The organism is Chryseobacterium kimseyorum (assembly GCF_025971945.1).
Lineage (GTDB): Bacteria > Bacteroidota > Bacteroidia > Flavobacteriales > Weeksellaceae > Chryseobacterium > Chryseobacterium kimseyorum.
Genome location: NZ_JAPDHW010000011.1, coordinates 14,214 through 30,998 on the forward strand (window position 1 = coordinate 14,214; position 16,785 = coordinate 30,998).

General features: G+C 35.4%; 19 protein-coding genes. 12 read left to right on the forward strand and 7 right to left on the reverse strand.

The annotated features are described in order from the left end of the window. Window positions 1-70 precede the first annotated feature (70 nt). Both OMO38_RS14955 and OMO38_RS14960 read right to left on the reverse strand, forming a co-directional pair. Complete coding sequence (locus tag OMO38_RS14955; protein WP_264750996.1) at window positions 71-718, reverse strand: O-methyltransferase; 648 nt, start codon at window positions 716-718, stop codon at window positions 71-73. 347 nt (window positions 719-1,065) lie between these two features. Further along, window positions 1,066-1,899: an OmpA family protein gene (locus tag OMO38_RS14960; protein WP_264750997.1), complete on the reverse strand. Its 834-nt coding sequence runs from the start codon at window positions 1,897-1,899 to the stop codon at window positions 1,066-1,068. An 86-nt stretch (window positions 1,900-1,985) separates the two neighbouring features. On the opposite strand from OMO38_RS14960, the gene tilS reads away from it, so the two are divergent. The 6 genes from tilS to OMO38_RS14990 all read left to right on the forward strand — a co-directional run bounded on the left by tilS (window position 1,986) and on the right by OMO38_RS14990 (window position 8,276). Next, on the forward strand, window positions 1,986-3,302 hold the full coding sequence (tilS, locus tag OMO38_RS14965; protein WP_264750998.1) for a tRNA lysidine(34) synthetase TilS: 1,317 nt from the start codon (window positions 1,986-1,988) through the stop codon (window positions 3,300-3,302). A gap of 1 nt (window position 3,303) precedes the next feature. Continuing rightward, on the forward strand, window positions 3,304-5,367 hold the full coding sequence (locus OMO38_RS14970) for a protein-disulfide reductase DsbD family protein (protein WP_264750999.1): 2,064 nt from the start codon (window positions 3,304-3,306) through the stop codon (window positions 5,365-5,367). A gap of 210 nt (window positions 5,368-5,577) precedes the next feature. After that, window positions 5,578-6,102 carry a biopolymer transporter ExbD gene (locus tag OMO38_RS14975; RefSeq protein ID WP_264751000.1) on the forward strand — a complete coding sequence of 175 codons (525 nt, stop codon included), beginning with the start codon at window positions 5,578-5,580 and terminating at the stop codon, window positions 6,100-6,102. Window positions 6,103-6,165: 63 nt separating this feature from the next. Beyond that, window positions 6,166-6,693 carry a hypothetical protein gene (locus OMO38_RS14980; RefSeq protein WP_264751001.1) on the forward strand — a complete coding sequence of 176 codons (528 nt, stop codon included), beginning with the start codon at window positions 6,166-6,168 and terminating at the stop codon, window positions 6,691-6,693. A gap of 9 nt (window positions 6,694-6,702) precedes the next feature. After that, the gene (locus tag OMO38_RS14985) at window positions 6,703-7,485 is read left to right on the forward strand and encodes an alpha/beta fold hydrolase (protein WP_264751002.1); all 783 of its coding nucleotides are present in this window, start codon (window positions 6,703-6,705) and stop codon (window positions 7,483-7,485) included. Beyond that, window positions 7,485-8,276 carry a patatin-like phospholipase family protein gene (locus OMO38_RS14990; RefSeq protein WP_264751003.1) on the forward strand — a complete coding sequence of 264 codons (792 nt, stop codon included), beginning with the start codon at window positions 7,485-7,487 and terminating at the stop codon, window positions 8,274-8,276. Before OMO38_RS14985 ends, OMO38_RS14990 begins: the two co-directional genes overlap by 1 nt. A gap of 9 nt (window positions 8,277-8,285) precedes the next feature. On the opposite strand, the gene OMO38_RS14995 is transcribed toward OMO38_RS14990, so the two are convergent. Then, window positions 8,286-9,290 (reverse strand): DHH family phosphoesterase, encoded by a 1,005-nt coding sequence (locus tag OMO38_RS14995; protein ID WP_264751004.1) that lies wholly within the window; start codon window positions 9,288-9,290, stop codon window positions 8,286-8,288. A gap of 53 nt (window positions 9,291-9,343) precedes the next feature. Beyond that, window positions 9,344-10,189 carry an HAEPLYID family protein gene (locus OMO38_RS15000; protein ID WP_264751005.1) on the reverse strand — a complete coding sequence of 282 codons (846 nt, stop codon included), beginning with the start codon at window positions 10,187-10,189 and terminating at the stop codon, window positions 9,344-9,346. Window positions 10,190-10,375: 186 nt separating this feature from the next. Between OMO38_RS15000 and rpmH the strand changes: the two genes are divergently transcribed. Both rpmH and OMO38_RS15010 read left to right on the forward strand, forming a co-directional pair. Further along, window positions 10,376-10,534, forward strand: a complete 159-nt coding sequence (rpmH, locus tag OMO38_RS15005) for a 50S ribosomal protein L34 (RefSeq protein WP_034679005.1) — start codon at window positions 10,376-10,378, stop codon at window positions 10,532-10,534. A 157-nt stretch (window positions 10,535-10,691) separates the two neighbouring features. After that, window positions 10,692-11,402, forward strand: coding sequence for a cell division ATP-binding protein FtsE (locus tag OMO38_RS15010; protein WP_264751006.1), 711 nt, complete (start codon window positions 10,692-10,694; stop codon window positions 11,400-11,402). A gap of 2 nt (window positions 11,403-11,404) precedes the next feature. Here the strand turns inward: OMO38_RS15010 and OMO38_RS15015 are convergent, their stop codons facing one another. The 3 genes from OMO38_RS15015 to OMO38_RS15025 are packed head-to-tail and all read right to left on the reverse strand — an operon-like array spanning window position 11,405 to window position 14,140. Then, window positions 11,405-12,100, reverse strand: a complete 696-nt coding sequence (locus OMO38_RS15015) for a tRNA1(Val) (adenine(37)-N6)-methyltransferase (protein ID WP_264751007.1) — start codon at window positions 12,098-12,100, stop codon at window positions 11,405-11,407. Further along, window positions 12,100-13,554, reverse strand: coding sequence for a sensor histidine kinase (locus OMO38_RS15020; RefSeq protein ID WP_264751008.1), 1,455 nt, complete (start codon window positions 13,552-13,554; stop codon window positions 12,100-12,102). The genes OMO38_RS15015 and OMO38_RS15020 overlap by 1 nt, the downstream gene beginning before the upstream one ends. Continuing rightward, window positions 13,544-14,140 (reverse strand): riboflavin synthase, encoded by a 597-nt coding sequence (locus OMO38_RS15025; RefSeq protein WP_264751009.1) that lies wholly within the window; start codon window positions 14,138-14,140, stop codon window positions 13,544-13,546. Before OMO38_RS15025 ends, OMO38_RS15020 begins: the two co-directional genes overlap by 11 nt. Window positions 14,141-14,189: 49 nt before the next feature. Between OMO38_RS15025 and pdxA the strand changes: the two genes are divergently transcribed. From pdxA to accB, 4 genes are all read left to right on the forward strand, one after another. Next, on the forward strand, window positions 14,190-15,281 hold the full coding sequence (gene pdxA / locus OMO38_RS15030; protein ID WP_264751010.1) for a 4-hydroxythreonine-4-phosphate dehydrogenase PdxA: 1,092 nt from the start codon (window positions 14,190-14,192) through the stop codon (window positions 15,279-15,281). Between the two features lie 83 nt (window positions 15,282-15,364). Beyond that, the gene (locus OMO38_RS15035; RefSeq protein ID WP_264751011.1) at window positions 15,365-15,889 is read left to right on the forward strand and encodes a YceD family protein; all 525 of its coding nucleotides are present in this window, start codon (window positions 15,365-15,367) and stop codon (window positions 15,887-15,889) included. A 69-nt stretch (window positions 15,890-15,958) separates the two neighbouring features. Beyond that, window positions 15,959-16,165, forward strand: coding sequence for a 50S ribosomal protein L32 (gene rpmF, locus OMO38_RS15040; RefSeq protein WP_047445089.1), 207 nt, complete (start codon window positions 15,959-15,961; stop codon window positions 16,163-16,165). A gap of 124 nt (window positions 16,166-16,289) precedes the next feature. Further along, the gene (gene accB / locus OMO38_RS15045) at window positions 16,290-16,772 is read left to right on the forward strand and encodes an acetyl-CoA carboxylase biotin carboxyl carrier protein (protein ID WP_264751012.1); all 483 of its coding nucleotides are present in this window, start codon (window positions 16,290-16,292) and stop codon (window positions 16,770-16,772) included. The last annotated feature ends 13 nt before the right edge of the window (window positions 16,773-16,785 follow it).

Genomic DNA, 16,785 nt, shown 5'->3' on the forward strand with positions numbered 1-16,785 from the left:
GATTGGATGATTTAAAAATTTAAAAATTAAAGACATAAATCTTTAATGATTTACTATTTAAATCTTTTAATTATTTCTTTCTAAGAAGATTTACTCCGTCACGCAAAGGTAAAATAAGATTTTCAAAATCGTCATCTTTCGCTGCCAAATCATTAAGCTCTTTGATCACCTGTGTAGATTTTTGTTTCGGATTTTCTTCTAAAACTTTGCCATACCAAAGCACGTTATCAAACATTACCACAGAACCTGATTTTGTTTTTGGCTTAATGAGTCTAAAATACTCTGCATAATTTTCTTTATCGGCATCTATAAAAACAAGATCGAAAACCTCATCGGTTTCTTTTAAAAATTCTTTCGCATCTTGAAGTTTAAAATGAATCTGATTAGAAAACTCACTTTCGGCAAAATATTTTTTGGGCAGATAGGCTAAATCTTCATTCACATCCAAAGTTGTCAGCTTCCCGTCCTTCGACAAACCTTCTGCCATACATAGTGCAGCATAACCGGTAAAAGTTCCAATTTCCAAAATATTTTTAGGCTGTAAAATCTTTGAAATAATGGTCAGCAGTCTACCCTGCTGATACCCTGAAATCATGTGAGGCTGAGTGGTTTTCTGAAAAGTTTCTCTTCTCAGCTTCCTCAGAATCTCTGGCTCGGCAGATGCGTGATTCTCCAGGTATCTGTCCATTTCAGCATTTTCTTCTTCAAAAAAGCTCATATTGATAATTTTTAACGGTTCAAATTTACTTAAATATAAACAATTTATCCTGAATGTTAAAATCAAAAAATCAGTATAAATACGGATGTTTTGTAACGGTTTATAGTGTTAGATTTGTATGAGCAAGAAATCTTGTACATGATGACGAAAAAAGATTTATTAAAATTGGAGGTAAAAGACAAGTTGATGAAACAAAGTGACCCTTCACACAAAAAACAATTCCCAAAGAGAGAGCGCAGTTCACTTTTAAAAGCAATCTTCAAAAAACTTAAAAGAGAAGACGTAATCTAAAAAAAGAATCCCGATAAAAATTTTTATCGGGATTCTTTATGCTTTATTGTGAGCAATTATTTCTTTGGAGCAATATCCATCAGTTTCATAAACTCATCCAGCTTAGGCATAATGATGATTTCTGTTCTTCTGTTTTCAGATCTCCCGGAAACACTCATGTTGGTTGCTTTCGGATTGTATTCTGAACGACCACCTGCTGTAATTCTTGCCGGGTCAACACCAAACTGACTTTGCAGCACTTTCGCAACTGAAGTTCCTCTTAATGCAGAAAGATCCCAGTTATCTCTCGGTAGATTTGCAGAGCTTAAAGGCGAGTTGTCTGTATTACCCTCGATCAAGACAGAATATTTGTCGTAATCGTTGATCACTTTAGCTACTTTCCCAAGAACTTCCTGAGCCGCAGGAAGCACATTGTAATCTCCCACTTTGTATAACATTTTATCAGAAAGTGAGATCATTACCACACCTTTCAATACTTTTACCTGAACATCATCGTCAGTTACGTTATCCAAAGATCTCTTCAACTTGTTTGATAATGCTAAATTTAAGCTGTCGTTCTTCGCATTGGAAGAAATCAACTGCTTAATGTACATATTTGAAGAGTTGATCTCTCCCACCAATTTATCAATGTTTGCAGAGCTTTTTCCTGTATTAGAAAGACACGCATCCAAAGATGATTTCAAAGCATCATGCTGACTTTTTAATAGGTTATTTTCTGCGGTCAACGTAGAGTTCTGACCTTTAAGATCCTGAATTTCTCTCTGTCTTTCGCCAATATTTTCGATACACTGTTTGTAGTTGCCGCTCAATGCGTCATACTGCTTTTTACTTACACAAGATGTTACACCCAACACCATTGCAGAAACTGCTAAAATTTTAAAAATCTTCATAAATAATCTTTTTTAGACGAGCCAAATTTAGGAAAATTCATTTTAATTATATGGTTTATCTTTGTACAAAAGAAATTCTGAGCCTCATGCTGGAAAAATCAAGCTTTAAAAAACAAGTCGAAAATCTCATTTCATTTTCAGAAAATCAGACTTTCCTTTTAGCGGTCAGCGGAGGTGCAGATTCCATGACATTAGCTTTTATTTTCAATGATTTAGGTTTAAATTTTCAAATTGCACACGTTAATTATAAACTTCGTGCAGAAAATTCTGATGCAGACCAAAAAGTGGTAGCGGATTTTTGTTTTAAAAATGAGATTAAATTTCATTTATATGAAGTTTCAGAAAGAGATAAAAAGCCTGAAAATTCTATTCAACTTTGGGCAAGAGAACTTCGATATAATTTTTTTAAACGAATCCAGGAAAAAGAAAATCTGGAATTTTTGGCGACCGCCCACCATCTGAACGATCAACTTGAAACTTTTATCATTAATTTATCTAAAGCTTCCGGAATTAAAGGCTTGAGTGGAATCCCTGCCAATGATCACAAAATACTTCGCCCGCTTCTCCATTTTTCTAAGGAAGAAATCTACAATTTCGCTGCAAAGAATCAGATTGAATTTCGGGAAGATCTCTCCAATAAGAAAAGTGATTATTTAAGGAACAAGATTAGAAATGAGGTGGTTCCGAAACTTTTGGAAACGAATGAGCATTTTCTTGATAATTTTAAAAAGTCAATACATTATTTAAATCAAACCAAGGATTTTGTTCAGCAACAGATTGAAGATATTGAACACCGAATTACAATTTCAAACGGAGAATGTAAAATTTTAGATAAAAGCAAACTCAATCTGGCAAGTGATTTTGTGAAATTTGAAATCTTAAAAAAATATGGATTTGAAAAAGAAGCAGAAATTAAAAAGATCTTCACATCTGAAACCGGAAGTGCTTTTTTTTCTAAAAAATTCCAGCTGACCATCAACCGAAATGAATTGATTTTAAATACATTAGATCAAAACACAGACACACAGGATAAAATTCTTTTAATCGATAAAATTGACGTGGCTGAAAACCAAACGATCATTAATCTCGAAAGTACAATTGAAAGCATCGAAGGAATCAATAAAACTGTACGTTGGGATTTTGATGCAGAAAAAATTACGTTCCCATTGCAGCTCCGACGAAAAGAGGAAGGTGATGTTTTTTATCCCACCGGTTTTTCGGGAAAAAAGAAAGTTTCGAAGTTTTTTAAGGACGAAAAATTGTCTATTTTAGCCAAGCAAAAAATCTGGCTTCTGACAGACGGAAACAACCGTGTTTTAGGCATTCTTCCTTTCAGACAAGATCGACGCTACGCAAAAGATGAGAGAACGAAAAGTATTCTCACAATTTTTAATGAAAAGTAAAATGAAATTCAAAAACTGGTTTTTACTCATTCTCCTGTTCTTATTTACGGGAATCAATGCACAAATCAAAAATCCTGTAAAATTCAAATTCACGGTCAACGACTTAGGCAACAATCAATATGAAGCTGTTCTGAATGCAACTTTAGAAAGCGGTTGGCATATCTATTCTCGAGACATTCCTGAAGATACCGGAATTCCGACTGAATACGTTGTTTCAGGAAAAAACATAGAACTGATTGGCAAATTTCAGGAAGTCGGGAAAAAGCACGAAGAGTTTTCTGAAGCTTTCGGCGGAACGATTATTTACTATTCTAATGCAGCTGGATTTAAACAGAAATTCAAATTAAAAGACGGTGCAAAACCTGGAGAAGTAGTTGCTGAAATCACTTATCAGACTTGTGACGACAGAGTTTGCCTAGCTCCGAACACATTGGAATTTACTCAGAAAATTACACCTAAAGGAGTTGCAGAAGATGTTGCAGCACCCACTGAAGAAGTAAAAGATTCTGTAAAAACATCGGAAACTGTAGTAGCAAGCCCAACTAAGAGCGAAGTTGCCACAACAGAAACTTCGAAACTCGACCCGAAGCAGCTTAAAATAGAATCTATAGATTTCAAAAAACCTTTGACGGACTGCGGAACAGCAGTTGTAGAAGCATCTGAAAATTATTGGACTTATTTATTATTAGGCTTTATCGGTGGATTAATCGCGCTGCTTACCCCTTGTGTATTCCCAATGATTCCTTTGACGGTTTCTTTCTTTACCAAAGGAAACAAAAACAAAGCGAAAGGAAAAAGAGACGCTTTGATGTACGGTTTTTTCATCTTAATGATTTTTGTACTGTTAAGTGTTCCTTTTCATTTAATAGACGGAATTGCAGGAAATATTTTCAACGAAATCTCAACAAGTGTCTGGCTGAACATCGTATTCTTCATTATATTCATCTTCTTCGCAGGAAGTTTCTTCGGATACTATGATATCTCGTTACCAAGTTCTATTGCCAACAAATCTTCTAAAGCAGAAGAGGCAGGAGGAATTATCGGTATTTTCTTTATGGCTCTTACTTTAGTCATTGTTTCGTTCTCATGTACAGGTCCTATTTTGGGGAGTTTATTGGGTGGTTCATTATCCGGTTCTTCTCATATCCCAACGCTTTTAACTTTGGCCTTAACAGGTTTTGGTTTGGCCTGGGCAATTATTTTCGGATTGTTGGCATTATTTCCACAGGCATTACAAAGCCTGCCAAAATCTGGTGGCTGGATGAATACTGTGAAAGTTGTTCTTGGTTTTATCGAACTGGCTTTAGCTTTAAAATTCTTATCAAAAGCAGATTTAGTATCTAAAACATTTTTAATTAAACGTGAACTTTTTATTGCGATCTGGATCGTTGTAGGCATTGGTTTAGCTTTATATTTATTTGGATTAATAAGATTTCCTCATGATGATAAGAAGCCGAAAATATCGCTTACAAGAAAGATTTTAGGAGTTTTGGGAATTGGTTTTGTGATTTATCTTATTCAGGGATTAATTCCTGCAGAAAGACCAAAAATGCAGTTGTTGAGCGGAATTTTGCCTCCATTGAATGTAAGTTATTTCCACGACGAAAAAGACGGTATTCTGGGAATGAAGCCAGAGCATGACTTTTTTAATGCCATTGAATTAGCTAAAAAGGAAAACAAACCTGTTTTAATTGACTTCACAGGTTATGGTTGTGAAAACTGTAGAAAGATGGAAGAATTTGTCTGGAGCGAACCGGATATCTTACCGATTCTACAGAACGACATTGTTCTTGCCTCATTATACGTAGATGACAAAGAAGAGCTACCTGAGGATCAGAAAACCAAAATTGATTTGGGTGAAGGCCAGGTAAAAAGAGTAAAAACAATTGGTGACCGATGGAGTTTATTCCAACAGGTAAACTTTAATAATAATTCGCAGCCACATTATGTTTTGATCACGCCTGATGGAGAAGTTATCAATACTCCTGTTTCCGGATACATGCCGAAAGAAGATTTCAAAAACTTTCTGGAGTGTGGCGTTAATTACTACAAAAAGAATAAATAAGCTCAGATATGCATAATAGAAACTCACATCTTCTGATGTGAGTTTTTTTTGCTTTATAGTATTTCATTAAGCATTATGCAGAACATTTATTTTAAGTAAACAATTATCAACAATTTTATCAATTAGGTATATAATTTGTATTATTTAACGGAAATAAAGAACAATACGACAATCTTTATTGAAATCTTTTTAACATTAAAAAATACTATTATGGCTGAAATGATTGTACAGGAGAAAAAAGGAGCAAGACAGAAGAAAAATCCTATACGAGTTGACATGACTCCTATGGTGGATCTGGGATTTTTACTAATAACCTTCTTTATGTTTACCACCAATTTTACTAAACCTAATGTGATGGATCTTGGTTTACCGGCAAAAGATCCGAATCCAAACCCCATCAATATACCCTATATTGACCATTTAAATCAGGTCACATTTATTTTAGGAAAAGATAACAGAGTTTTTTATCACCAAAGTAATGAGAAAGAACTGACCGCAAATAATTTAAAAGAAACAGATTTCAGCGGAGTGCAAATTTCAAAAATCATATCAGAAGCATACAGTAAAGCACCAAAAAAAGATATCTTCACTGTGATTATCAAGCCAACCGATGATGCCAATTACAAAAATTTCGTCGACGTGCTAGACAACATAGCAATCTCCAAAAAGGAACGCTACGGAATTACAGATATCAAGCCATGGGAAAAGAAAGTTTACGAAAACGTTACAAAATAAACAGAAGAGCATTTTTATAATGCTCTTTTTTTATTTAAATTTGAGAATATAATTTATGTATTGATGAAAAAAACTTTAATCATAGCCATTGCAGGAATTCTCACTTTTTCATGTTCTAAAAAAGAATCTCAAAAAACTTCTGAAAAAGCTGACAGCACCAAAATCACAGATTCCATCAACGCTGAAAGAACACAAATCAATGACAGCATCAAAGCTTTAAACAGCAAAAACCGCTTCAAAGATTTCAGCGGAAGTCACAAATTTGTTTATCAGAATGACAGTTCACCTAAATATTCAGGCCTGGTAAATTTCACCAAAATTGAAGGAGAGAGAGATAATTACAACGTGTCTGGAAATATAAAGTCGGGTAAAAATTCTGTTAATATGAAGGGATTTGTACAGGTTGTTACCGCTAAACACATTAATTTCACTGGAGAAATCACTCAAAGCATTGCTGACAACGACAACGGTAAAATTTATACAAGAAAAGGCACCAAAACGTTCATGTCAAAAGATGGCGGAAAAACGTACAGACTTCAGGATATGGTAAATGGTTCGTGTTTTGTAGATTATATCGACATTCATTTTTAAATCTAAATTATGCTCAACTTCGAAAGGAAAGGAAACGGAAAAGAAACTTTGGTTTTACTTCATGGCTTCATGGAAAATCTCAGCATCTGGAGCGATATGGAATCACATCTTTCCAAAGATTTCACCTTAGTGAAGATTGATCTTCCCGGTCACGGAAAATCTGATATCTTAGCTGAAGTTCACACCATGGAGCTGATGGCAGATGAAGTGAAAAAAGTAGTTGATCATGAAAAATTAGATAAAATACATCTTCTCGGTCATTCAATGGGTGGCTACACTTCGTTGGCTTTTGCGGAAAAATTCCCTGAAAATCTGAAAAGTTTAACACTATTTTTTTCAACGTATTTTGCAGATGACGAAGAGAAAAAAGAGCAGAGAATAAAAAGTTACAGAATCATCAAGGATGCTTTCGCGCATTATGCACGCGCTGGAGTTCCTAATTTGTTCAATCAGAATGAAAGAGATGTATTGGAGGGGAAGATAGAAACCGCATTAGAAACCGCACTTTCGACTAATAATCTTGGCGCTTTAGCCTGCGTAAAAGGTATGGTGGCCAGAACCGATAAAAAACACATTCTTGAAAATTTAGATGTGAAAATTTTAGTTCTCGCAGGTAAGCATGACAATGCTGTAAAAACAGATAAAACCATCAATAATCTTCCCGACAGAACCAACATAAAATCTTACGTTCTCGATTGCGGACACAATGGTCACTGGGAAAAACCGAGCATTTGCGCCGAAATTATCAACACCGAATTGCTTCATCATCTTCCGAAAAAATTCCTTCTGTAATGGGATTATTCTCTTTCAAAAAAAAGAAACCGGTTATCGGGCTCACATTATCGGGCGGCGGAATGCGTGGGATCGCCCACATTGCCGTTCTCAAAGCATTGGAAGAGTATGACCTTAAGCCACAGATTATTTCAGGCACAAGTGCAGGTTCTATCGTTGCTGCATTTTACTCTATTGGCACTTCGCCCGATGAGATGATGGAAATCGTGAAGAAAACCACTTTTTTCTCACGCTCTTATTTAAAACTTTCTAAGAACGGAATTTTCAGCTCGAAATTTATTCTGAAATTATTGATGGATTATTTTCCTGAAGATGATTTTAAAGTTTTAAAAATTCCTGTTTACGTTGCAGCGACAGAGATGACTCATGGCATTGTCGATTTCTTCTCAGAAGGGGAATTATTCGGTCCGCTTCTGGCGTCGTCGAGCGTTCCTTTTGTACTGCCTCCTGTAAAAATGGGCGAAAAAATTTATGTAGACGGCGGAGTTTTAGACAATTTACCTATAGAACCAATTATCGACAAATGCGATTTTCTGATTGGTTCACATGTAAATTCCATAAGTTATGACAGTCTTCAGAATATGAGTCTGATGAAAGAATTTGACCGTATTTTACACTTAGCCATTGCCAAATCTGTTTATTCTAAAGCTCAGTCCTGCGATATATTTTTAGATCCTCCGAAAATGACAAAATTCAGTCTGTTTAACAAGAGATTTCTGGATGACATGTTTACCGAAGTGTACGACTACACCTGTAAAGAACTTGAAGAAAAAGGATATTCTAAGTTGTAGATTGATTGACTATAAATTTTCGTCAGCTACTCTTGCTTTAAAAGTCTCAATTGTCTCAGGCAGAGATTCCATAGATTTTCCGCCGGCCGCGTTGATATGACCACCGCCGCTGAAATACTTTCTCGAGAATTGGTTAACATCTACATCGTCTTTACTTCTGAAAGAGATTTTAATAAAATCTTCATATAAATCTTCCATAAAGAAAGCGGACATTTTTACACCGACAATACTCAGTCCGTAATTCACAAAACCTTCAGTATCCCCTTTCTGGAAACCGTATTCCTGAAGTTCTTTTCTCGTTAAAGATAAAACAGCAACTTTACCGTCATTGACAACTTCAATCCTTCCTAAAACAAGTGCCAGCAAATGCAGACGTGAAACAGTATTGGTATCCCAAGTGTTTGAAGTGATTACAGAAGGGTCCGCGCCCTTTTCAATAAGATTAGCTACAATCCTGTGCGTATCAGCACTCGTAGATCGGAAACGGAAACCTCCAGTATCTGTCATAATCCCTGTATAAAGACATTCTGCAATCTCTCTGTTTACCAAATCTTCATCATCCATAGCTTCAATAAAATGATAAATCATCTGACAGGTTGCCGGAATAATGGTATCTGAATAGACAAAATCAAAATCTTCCGGTTGCTGGTGGTGATCGATAAGAATCTTTTTCGCTTTCGCTCTCATCAGCCAATCACCCAAAAGCCCGATTCTTGCAGGAGAATTAAAATCTAAACAGAAAATCACATCTGCATCATTGATCATTTCAAAAGCTACTTTTCTTTTGTATTCGCCAATGATGTTTTTCTTCGCTTCAGGCATCCATTTCAAAAACTTAGGGAAATCGTTTGGCGTTATCACTTCGGCTTCAATTCCTTTCGCGCGCAGATAATGCTTAAGACCTAAACTTGAACCAATGGCATCGCCATCCGGATTGTAATGGGTAAGGATTACAATTTTATTCTCCGGGATAAGCAGTTGATTGATTTCTAAAAGTTCGGCAGGTGTAAACATTATTTCACGTATTTAAATGGTCTGTAAAGGTAAATTATTTTGCTGATAAAACCCTATTTTTTATGTTTTGGCTCGTAGATCAGACGCAAAAAAGAACTGAATCTATCATTCTCTCTTTTAATAGGAATTCCTGTCACAATACCCACCATAACGTTATCAGTAATACCTACTCTCATCTGAGGCCGGATGGTCATATCAAAATCTGAGGCAGCAATACTTTTATTAAATTCCACTCCTATAAAATTTCGTGTGCCGGTAATCATATAATGAAAATTGGTATTGATCTGCCAAGAGGTATCGGTATGATGACTATCAAAATGAGACACCACTACCGGCCCTGTATAGATAAGCGAGTGGAAATTGCTTCCCCATCTTTTTGCTGCCACTAAAAACGGATTAAAGACATTTCCCGTAAAGAACTTTCCTTTCCCATAATGATCAAACTCTGTAATTTCAAATTCATGGATATATCCTAAAGCAAGACTGGTATTGTACTGCTCTGAAACAAGAAAAGTGTATTGCGCCGCAAGCTTAATCCCATTCAGTTTACTGCCGGGACTGTCGGATGAAGAATACATTGTAAAAGGCAACTCAACTTCCAATCCTAATCGATCAATGGGTGCCCATTCATATTCTACTAAAGCTTCATAGCGGTCAAACTTATTATTATCGACCAATCCAAGTCCAATATTCCATTCTTTCTCTCCTTTTCTGGCACCTAAATCACGTATCAGATCGATATAAAGTGGCTCTGCATGCAAAATCTTGAGCGGAGTCTGAACATTTTCTACTTCGTGAATATACAGGCTGTCTTTCTCTTCATTATTTTCTTTTTCGGTCTGTGCATTGACTCGAAATAAAATCAATAGGATAAGTAATAGTGATAATTTTCTGTTCATCGTGTTAAATTCAAATTATAGACATAAACTACTTTGCAAAAATAATAAAAATCACTACATCTATAATCTCTCCTATCATGATCAAATTGTTTAGATATTTTTTTAAAATTAATTTGTAGCTTTCAATAAATTACATATATTTGCAACCTGAAAATTAATAGATAATTACGACTAAAATATATAGTAATGAGTAAAAGAACGTTCCAGCCATCAGAAAGAAAGAAAAGAAACAAACACGGTTTCAGAGAGAGAATGTCTACGCCAAACGGAAGAAGAGTTTTGGCAGCGAGAAGAGCTAAAGGTAGAAAAAGCCTTACAGTTAGTTCTGCAAGAGCTAAGAGATAATTCTTAACTTTACAATATACAGATTATGCTTGAAAATAAGTTTTTTCAAGCATTTTTTGTTGTTAAATTTTCCTAAATTTTAGGTTTATAAAGCTTCTTTTTTCTATTTTTAAAATCTGAAAAAAAATTTTAGGAAAAGCCTCTAAAAATTGAATTTATGCCACATACAAATATATCCGGAGACAATATCATCAATCTGCAGCATGCAAAAATTACCCAGAAAAATTTCACCGTGCTTACTGATGTTAACTTAAACATCAAAAAAGGCAGATTCTGCTATCTTATCGGGAAAACCGGTTCCGGAAAAAGCTCACTTTTGAAAACTTTATACGGACACATTCCTTTAGTGGCAGGAGTCGGAGAAGTAGTAGGTTTTGATCTGGCAAAATTAAAATCATCAGACGTTCCGAATTTAAGAAGAAAACTAGGAATTGTTTTCCAGGATTTCCAGTTGCTATCTGACAGAACCGTTGAAAAGAACCTGAAATTTGTTTTGGAAGCCACAGGATGGAAGGACAAACCAAAAATGGACGAGCGCATCAATGAAGTACTTTCCAGCGTAAATATGAAGGGAAAGAAACACAAAATGCCTCATGAACTTTCCGGAGGTGAACAGCAACGTATTGCCATTGCAAGAGCACTGTTGAATCATCCTGATTTAATCCTTGCCGATGAGCCGACAGGAAATCTTGACCCTGAAACTTCTAATGAAATTATGACCCTGTTAAAGCAGGTTGCTGCTGAAAACGGAGCTGCCGTGGTGATGGCGACCCATGATTACCATATGATTCAGAACTTCCCAGGTGAAGCGATCAGATGTGAAGACGGTAAAGTTTCTGTACTTGATACAGCGGAACTTTTTGAATAAAATCACCCTTTAAAAACATGAAACTCCTTGGTGAGTTCAAGATATTGGTCCGAGTATTTTCTCGGACTTTTTTCTATCACAAAATCTGATTCATTCAAATCTTTTTCAATTGGAGAAAACTCCAGAACCAATCTTTTTATCTTTGAATTTTCAATGCCGTAAATATTGATTTTCCTCTTAAGATACAATTGATTATGCTTTGCAATTTCTACAAAACCTTCTCCTGCTTCGAAAGGAATAATCACAGAAAATATTCCATTTTCAGAAAGCAATTTTGAAGATTTCGAGATTAACTGTTGGAAATTTAACTCAATGGTTTGCCTGGCAATGATATCTTTACCCGATGGGTTTTCTTCGAAATATGGTGGATTTGAAACAATTACATCAAATGTACGGTCAGTTTCAAAAGATTTAAAATCAGCAAGAATATTTTGTAATCTTGAATTAAATGGAGAATTTTCAAAATTAAGTCTGGTAAGATTATCAGCTTCTGCATTGATATCAATACCCAGAAAATTTGCCTTCAGATTTCTCTGAGCCAGCATTAATGAGATCAGACCAGTTCCTGTTCCGACTTCAAGAACATTTTTAGCAGAATCAATATTTGCCAAAGCACCCAGCAAAACTCCGTCTGTTCCCACTCGGAAAACGCCGGACGATTGCTGAATTTCAAACTGTTTAAACTTAAAAGATTTCACTAAAGATTTGTAGGAAGTGTAATGATAAATGTTGATCCTTTTCCAACCTCAGATTTCACGGTGATTTGACCTTTGTAGTCTTCTACCATTTTCCTGACCATGGATAAACCTAAGCCCATTCCACTGTTTTTAGAAGTAAAATTTGGTTCAAATATTCTCTCGTACATATTTTCTGCAATGCCAATACCATTATCCTGTACTGAAATAATCACCTTCCTTTGGTGTTGCTCAATATCAACGTTAATCAGAAGTTTTCTGGTATCACTTTGAGCCTGTTTGGCGTTTGTGACAAGATTTGTAATAATTCTGGAAAGGTAAATCCTGTCCATATTAATCATTATATTGCTTTTGTTGGAATGTACAAATATCTGATCATCATTGAAAACTCTTAGAATATCATCAATTTCTGTATTCAGATTGATAACTTCATTATTTTTCTCGGGAAGTTTAGCAAATTCAGAGAAAGCAGAAGCAACAGTAGCAATTAAATCGATCTGATCGACCATAGTTTTGGTAAGCTGTTTTACTTTTTCGTTGACGTTGGGATCTTCCGGATTAAATTTCCTCTCAAAATTCTGAATCGTCAACTTCATTGGTGTCAAAGGGTTTTTCACCTCATGCGCCACCTGTTTTGCCATTTCGCGCCATGCTTCTTCAGATGCCTTGAAACGCAGTCTTTCTTTCTGATCCTGAATCTGGAGAATCATCCTGTTATAAGCTCTGGCCAAAGCATTCAGCTCATCATTTTTGTAATATTTGATCGGCCGCATCTCATTTTCAAAAAGCGTAATTCTGGTAATCATATCAGAGAACTTGGTGATATTTTTTGCCAGATTTGTAGAGGTTACCCAACTTAGCCAAATGCTGAAAACAATGAGCAGAATATCAACGATCAAAATATAAATTACATATTTGTGAAGCACATCAAGATAGGCAGATTCGTTGTGATATAATGGAATATAGATAATTCCGACCGGCTCCAGCATATTGTTTTTCAACAATAGATAGGAAGAAGTGAAGACCGCATCTTTTGATTTATCAACTTCCCGAAAATCATACCGAGCCTCAGTAGAAAGCAGTTTATTAACGATTTTCAGCGGAATTTTCTTTTGCTTAACTAAATTTTCATCTTTGTTGGAAAGTAAATAATTTCCTTTAAGATCATAAATGATAATATCGTGCTGGTTGATATCAGCAATTTCAAAAATTCTGTTTTTAAGAACTGCAGGCAGATCTTCTGTATGAACGGTCGACTGGCTGACTGCATAATCGAGAAATCTCATTACCGCATTGGTTTTCTCCTGCATGTCAATTTTACTCTGCTGCAGAGAATTGTTTCTGAGAACAATGTAAGGCACCAATGACGAAGCGGCAACACTCAAAAGACATACGAATAGGAAACCAAAAAAAACCCGGTTTCTTAAACTATATCCTTTATACTTATTAAACGCCATTCTGCCTGTTAATTAATTTAGCAATGTATTTACCAACAATATCAAATTCAAGGTTGACTTTATCCCCGATTTTAACATTTTTCATATTGGTATATTCCCATGTGTAAGGAATAATCGCAACAGAAAACTGAAAATCTCCGCTTTTAGCAACGGTAAGACTGATTCCGTTAACCGTAATTGAACCTTGCGGAACGGTTACGAAACCCCCTTCTGAATTATACTGTACAGTAACAAAATAACTGCCATCTTTGTTCTCAATGTCAATTATCTCACCGGTTTGATCTACATGCCCCTGAACAATGTGTCCGTCGAGCCTCCCGTTCATCATCATACAACGCTCCAGATTCACAACGCTCCCAACTTCCCACTTTCCTAAATTGGTTTTTTCTAAAGTCTCATTGATCGCAGTAACGATGTATTGACTCCCGCTAATCTCAACAACCGTAAGGCAACAGCCGTTGTGAGCAAGACTCTGATCTATCTTTAATTCCTGAGTAAAAGGACAGCTTAAAGTAAAATTAATATTACTGCCTTTCTCTTCAATTTTTTCAATAACTCCTACTGCTTCAATAATTCCTGTGAACATATTATTTTTTGCTAAATTTGTAAAATTATAATCTTCAAAGATAATCAAAATGAGCCCAAAAAACCATAAAGTACGAGTAGGAATTTCAATTGGCGACTTCAACGGCATCGGCCCGGAGATCATCATGAAATCTCTGAAAGACAAAACTATTACCGACTTTTTTACCCCCATTATTTTCGGCTCAGGGAAATTATTCACTTATCAGAAGAATATTTTTAAGCTCAATTTAAATTTCAACTACATCACAGAAACTTCACAGGCTCAAAATGGAAAGCTGAATATGCTGAATCTGGTAAAAGACAATTCTAATGTTGAACTGGGAAAACCTTCAGAAGAATCTACCAAAATGGCCATTGATTCTCTTGAAGCTGCAACTGAAGCTCTAATGAAAGGAGAAATTGATGTTTTGGTTACTGCACCCATCAATAAAGATGAAATGGTAAAGATGGGCTTCAAACATGCAGGTCACACAGGTTATTTCGAAGAAAAGTTCAACAAAAAAGGATTGATGTTTTTGGTAACTGATGGATTAAAGGTTGCGGTATCTACCCACCACATACCGATTTCTCAGGTTGCAGAAAACATTTCAAAAGAAAAAATCAAGAAACAGATCAAGGCTTTAAACCAAACGCTAATTGAAGATTTTTCTATTTCTAAACCAAAGATTGCGGTTTTAGGTCTTAATCCTCACTCGGGAGATGGTGGTGTAATCGGAAATGAAGAAATAGAAATCATTTCTCCAGCTATTAAAGAACTTTCAGATCAGGGAATATTGGCTTTTGGGCCATTTCCTGCAGACAGTTTTTTCCAACCGAGTAAGTACCAGAGTTTTGATGCAGTTTTAGCCATGTATCATGATCAGGGCTTAGCTCCGTTTAAAACATTAGCCTATGAAGAAGGTGTAAATTACACGGCAGGACTTCCTTTCATCAGAACTTCACCAGACCACGGTGTTGCTTATGATATTGCAGGGAAAAATATCGCTGACGAGCAGAGTTTTATGGAAGCAATTTTCATGGCAATAAAGATTTTTAAAAACAGAAGTGATTACAAAGAAATGATGAGCAACAGACTCCAGCCAAGAAGAATGCCTTCAGACAACGGAATAGATGAAGATCTTCCTGTAGAAAGCGGAATGTAATCTTAAAGATAATTTAAAATTAATTTTGTTATACATTTTATTTGTAATATTAAAATAAATGCATATTTTTGCACACTCATTTTATGGACAAGTTAAGAAACTACGATATAAGCTTTTCCGGACTGAAAATCGGGAAGCACGAGTTCAGGTTTGAGATAGATAAAGAGTTCTTTCAATTATTCGACACTGAACAGGAATTTACAAATCCTAAGATTGTGGTGGAAGTTTATTTAAATAAACACACTACATTTTTAGAATTTGAAGTAAAAGTAGATGGAAAAGTAGAACTGGTTTGTGATATCACAAACGACAACTTCGACTACCCTATTGAAAACCAAATCGGTATTTTAGTGAAATTCGGAGAAGAATATGATGACAGTGAGGAAGATGTAGTAACAATTCTCACCAATGATCATGCCTTCAATGTAGCACATTTGATTTATGAAAATGTGGCACTATCAATACCCATGAAGAAGATATCACCCAATATAAGTGATGAAGATTTGGCAATTCTTGAAAAATTCAGTCCGAAAGAAATTGAGGAAAAAGAAGAAGAGGAAGTTGACCCGAGATGGGAAGCTCTGAAGAAATTAAAAGATAAAAATTAAAAATAATAATAATATGATGAGATGATGCAAAGATCTCATCGCTCATCAAATTAAAAAAGTTATTACAAAATGGCACATCCAAAGAGAAGACAGTCGTCTACAAGAAGAGATAAGAGAAGAACTCATTACAAAGCAGTAGTTCCTCAATTGGCAAAAGATGCAACTACAGGAGAAATGCACTTATACCACAGAGCACACTGGCATGAAGGAAAATTATACTACAGAGGAAAAGTAGTATTGGAAAAAACAGTAGAAACTACTACAGAAGAAAATTAAGAGCTTTTTACCCTAAAAACCTCTATTTAATACAAAAACCACTCATTTTTAATAAAAATGAGTGGTTTTTTGTTGCTTTTTGTCTTTTTTTGGTATCTTTGACGACAAATCAAATATCAATTTTATGGACATTAAAGACATACAAAATCTTATCAAGTTTGTATCTAAAGCTGAAGTTTCAGAAGTAAAATACAAGACTAAAGATTTCGAAATTACTATTAAAACACCGCTTGGAGGTAATGAGGTAAGCTATGTTACCCAACCGGCAATGTACCAGCAGGCTCCACAGCAAGCGGCTCCGGGTCATGCACCTGCTGCTGTTTCAGGATCTACAGAAAAAGCTGAAGTAGCATCTGATGATAGTAAATATGTAACAATTAAATCTCCAATGATCGGAACTTTCTACAGAAAACCATCTCCAGATAAAGACGTTTTTGTAAATGTAGGAGATGAAGTATCAAACGGCAAAGTAGTCTGTGTAATCGAAGCAATGAAGTTATTCAACCAGATCGAGTCTGAAGTAAGCGGTAAAATCGTTAAGATCTTAGTTGACGACGCTACTCCTGTAGAATACGACCAACCATTATTCTTAGTAGATCCATCTTAATTATAATTGATTA

What these genes read in the sequence shown, in the direction of transcription:
- OMO38_RS14955 (WP_264750996.1), bottom strand. Translation starts at nt 718, where the DNA reads ATGAGCTTTTTTGAAGAAGAAAATGCTGAAATGGACAGATACCTGGAG.
- OMO38_RS14960 (WP_264750997.1), bottom strand. Translation starts at nt 1,899, where the DNA reads ATGAAGATTTTTAAAATTTTAGCAGTTTCTGCAATGGTGTTGGGTGTA.
- tilS (WP_264750998.1), top strand. Translation starts at nt 1,986, where the DNA reads ATGCTGGAAAAATCAAGCTTTAAAAAACAAGTCGAAAATCTCATTTCA.
- OMO38_RS14970 (WP_264750999.1), top strand. Translation starts at nt 3,304, where the DNA reads ATGAAATTCAAAAACTGGTTTTTACTCATTCTCCTGTTCTTATTTACG.
- OMO38_RS14975 (WP_264751000.1), top strand. Translation starts at nt 5,578, where the DNA reads ATGGCTGAAATGATTGTACAGGAGAAAAAAGGAGCAAGACAGAAGAAA.
- OMO38_RS14980 (WP_264751001.1), top strand. Translation starts at nt 6,166, where the DNA reads ATGAAAAAAACTTTAATCATAGCCATTGCAGGAATTCTCACTTTTTCA.
- OMO38_RS14985 (WP_264751002.1), top strand. Translation starts at nt 6,703, where the DNA reads ATGCTCAACTTCGAAAGGAAAGGAAACGGAAAAGAAACTTTGGTTTTA.
- OMO38_RS14990 (WP_264751003.1), top strand. Translation starts at nt 7,485, where the DNA reads ATGGGATTATTCTCTTTCAAAAAAAAGAAACCGGTTATCGGGCTCACA.
- OMO38_RS14995 (WP_264751004.1), bottom strand. Translation starts at nt 9,290, where the DNA reads ATGTTTACACCTGCCGAACTTTTAGAAATCAATCAACTGCTTATCCCG.
- OMO38_RS15000 (WP_264751005.1), bottom strand. Translation starts at nt 10,189, where the DNA reads ATGAACAGAAAATTATCACTATTACTTATCCTATTGATTTTATTTCGA.
- rpmH (WP_034679005.1), top strand. Translation starts at nt 10,376, where the DNA reads ATGAGTAAAAGAACGTTCCAGCCATCAGAAAGAAAGAAAAGAAACAAA.
- OMO38_RS15010 (WP_264751006.1), top strand. Translation starts at nt 10,692, where the DNA reads ATGCCACATACAAATATATCCGGAGACAATATCATCAATCTGCAGCAT.
- OMO38_RS15020 (WP_264751008.1), bottom strand. Translation starts at nt 13,554, where the DNA reads ATGGCGTTTAATAAGTATAAAGGATATAGTTTAAGAAACCGGGTTTTT.
- OMO38_RS15025 (WP_264751009.1), bottom strand. Translation starts at nt 14,140, where the DNA reads ATGTTCACAGGAATTATTGAAGCAGTAGGAGTTATTGAAAAAATTGAA.
- pdxA (WP_264751010.1), top strand. Translation starts at nt 14,190, where the DNA reads ATGAGCCCAAAAAACCATAAAGTACGAGTAGGAATTTCAATTGGCGAC.
- OMO38_RS15035 (WP_264751011.1), top strand. Translation starts at nt 15,365, where the DNA reads ATGGACAAGTTAAGAAACTACGATATAAGCTTTTCCGGACTGAAAATC.
- rpmF (WP_047445089.1), top strand. Translation starts at nt 15,959, where the DNA reads ATGGCACATCCAAAGAGAAGACAGTCGTCTACAAGAAGAGATAAGAGA.
- accB (WP_264751012.1), top strand. Translation starts at nt 16,290, where the DNA reads ATGGACATTAAAGACATACAAAATCTTATCAAGTTTGTATCTAAAGCT.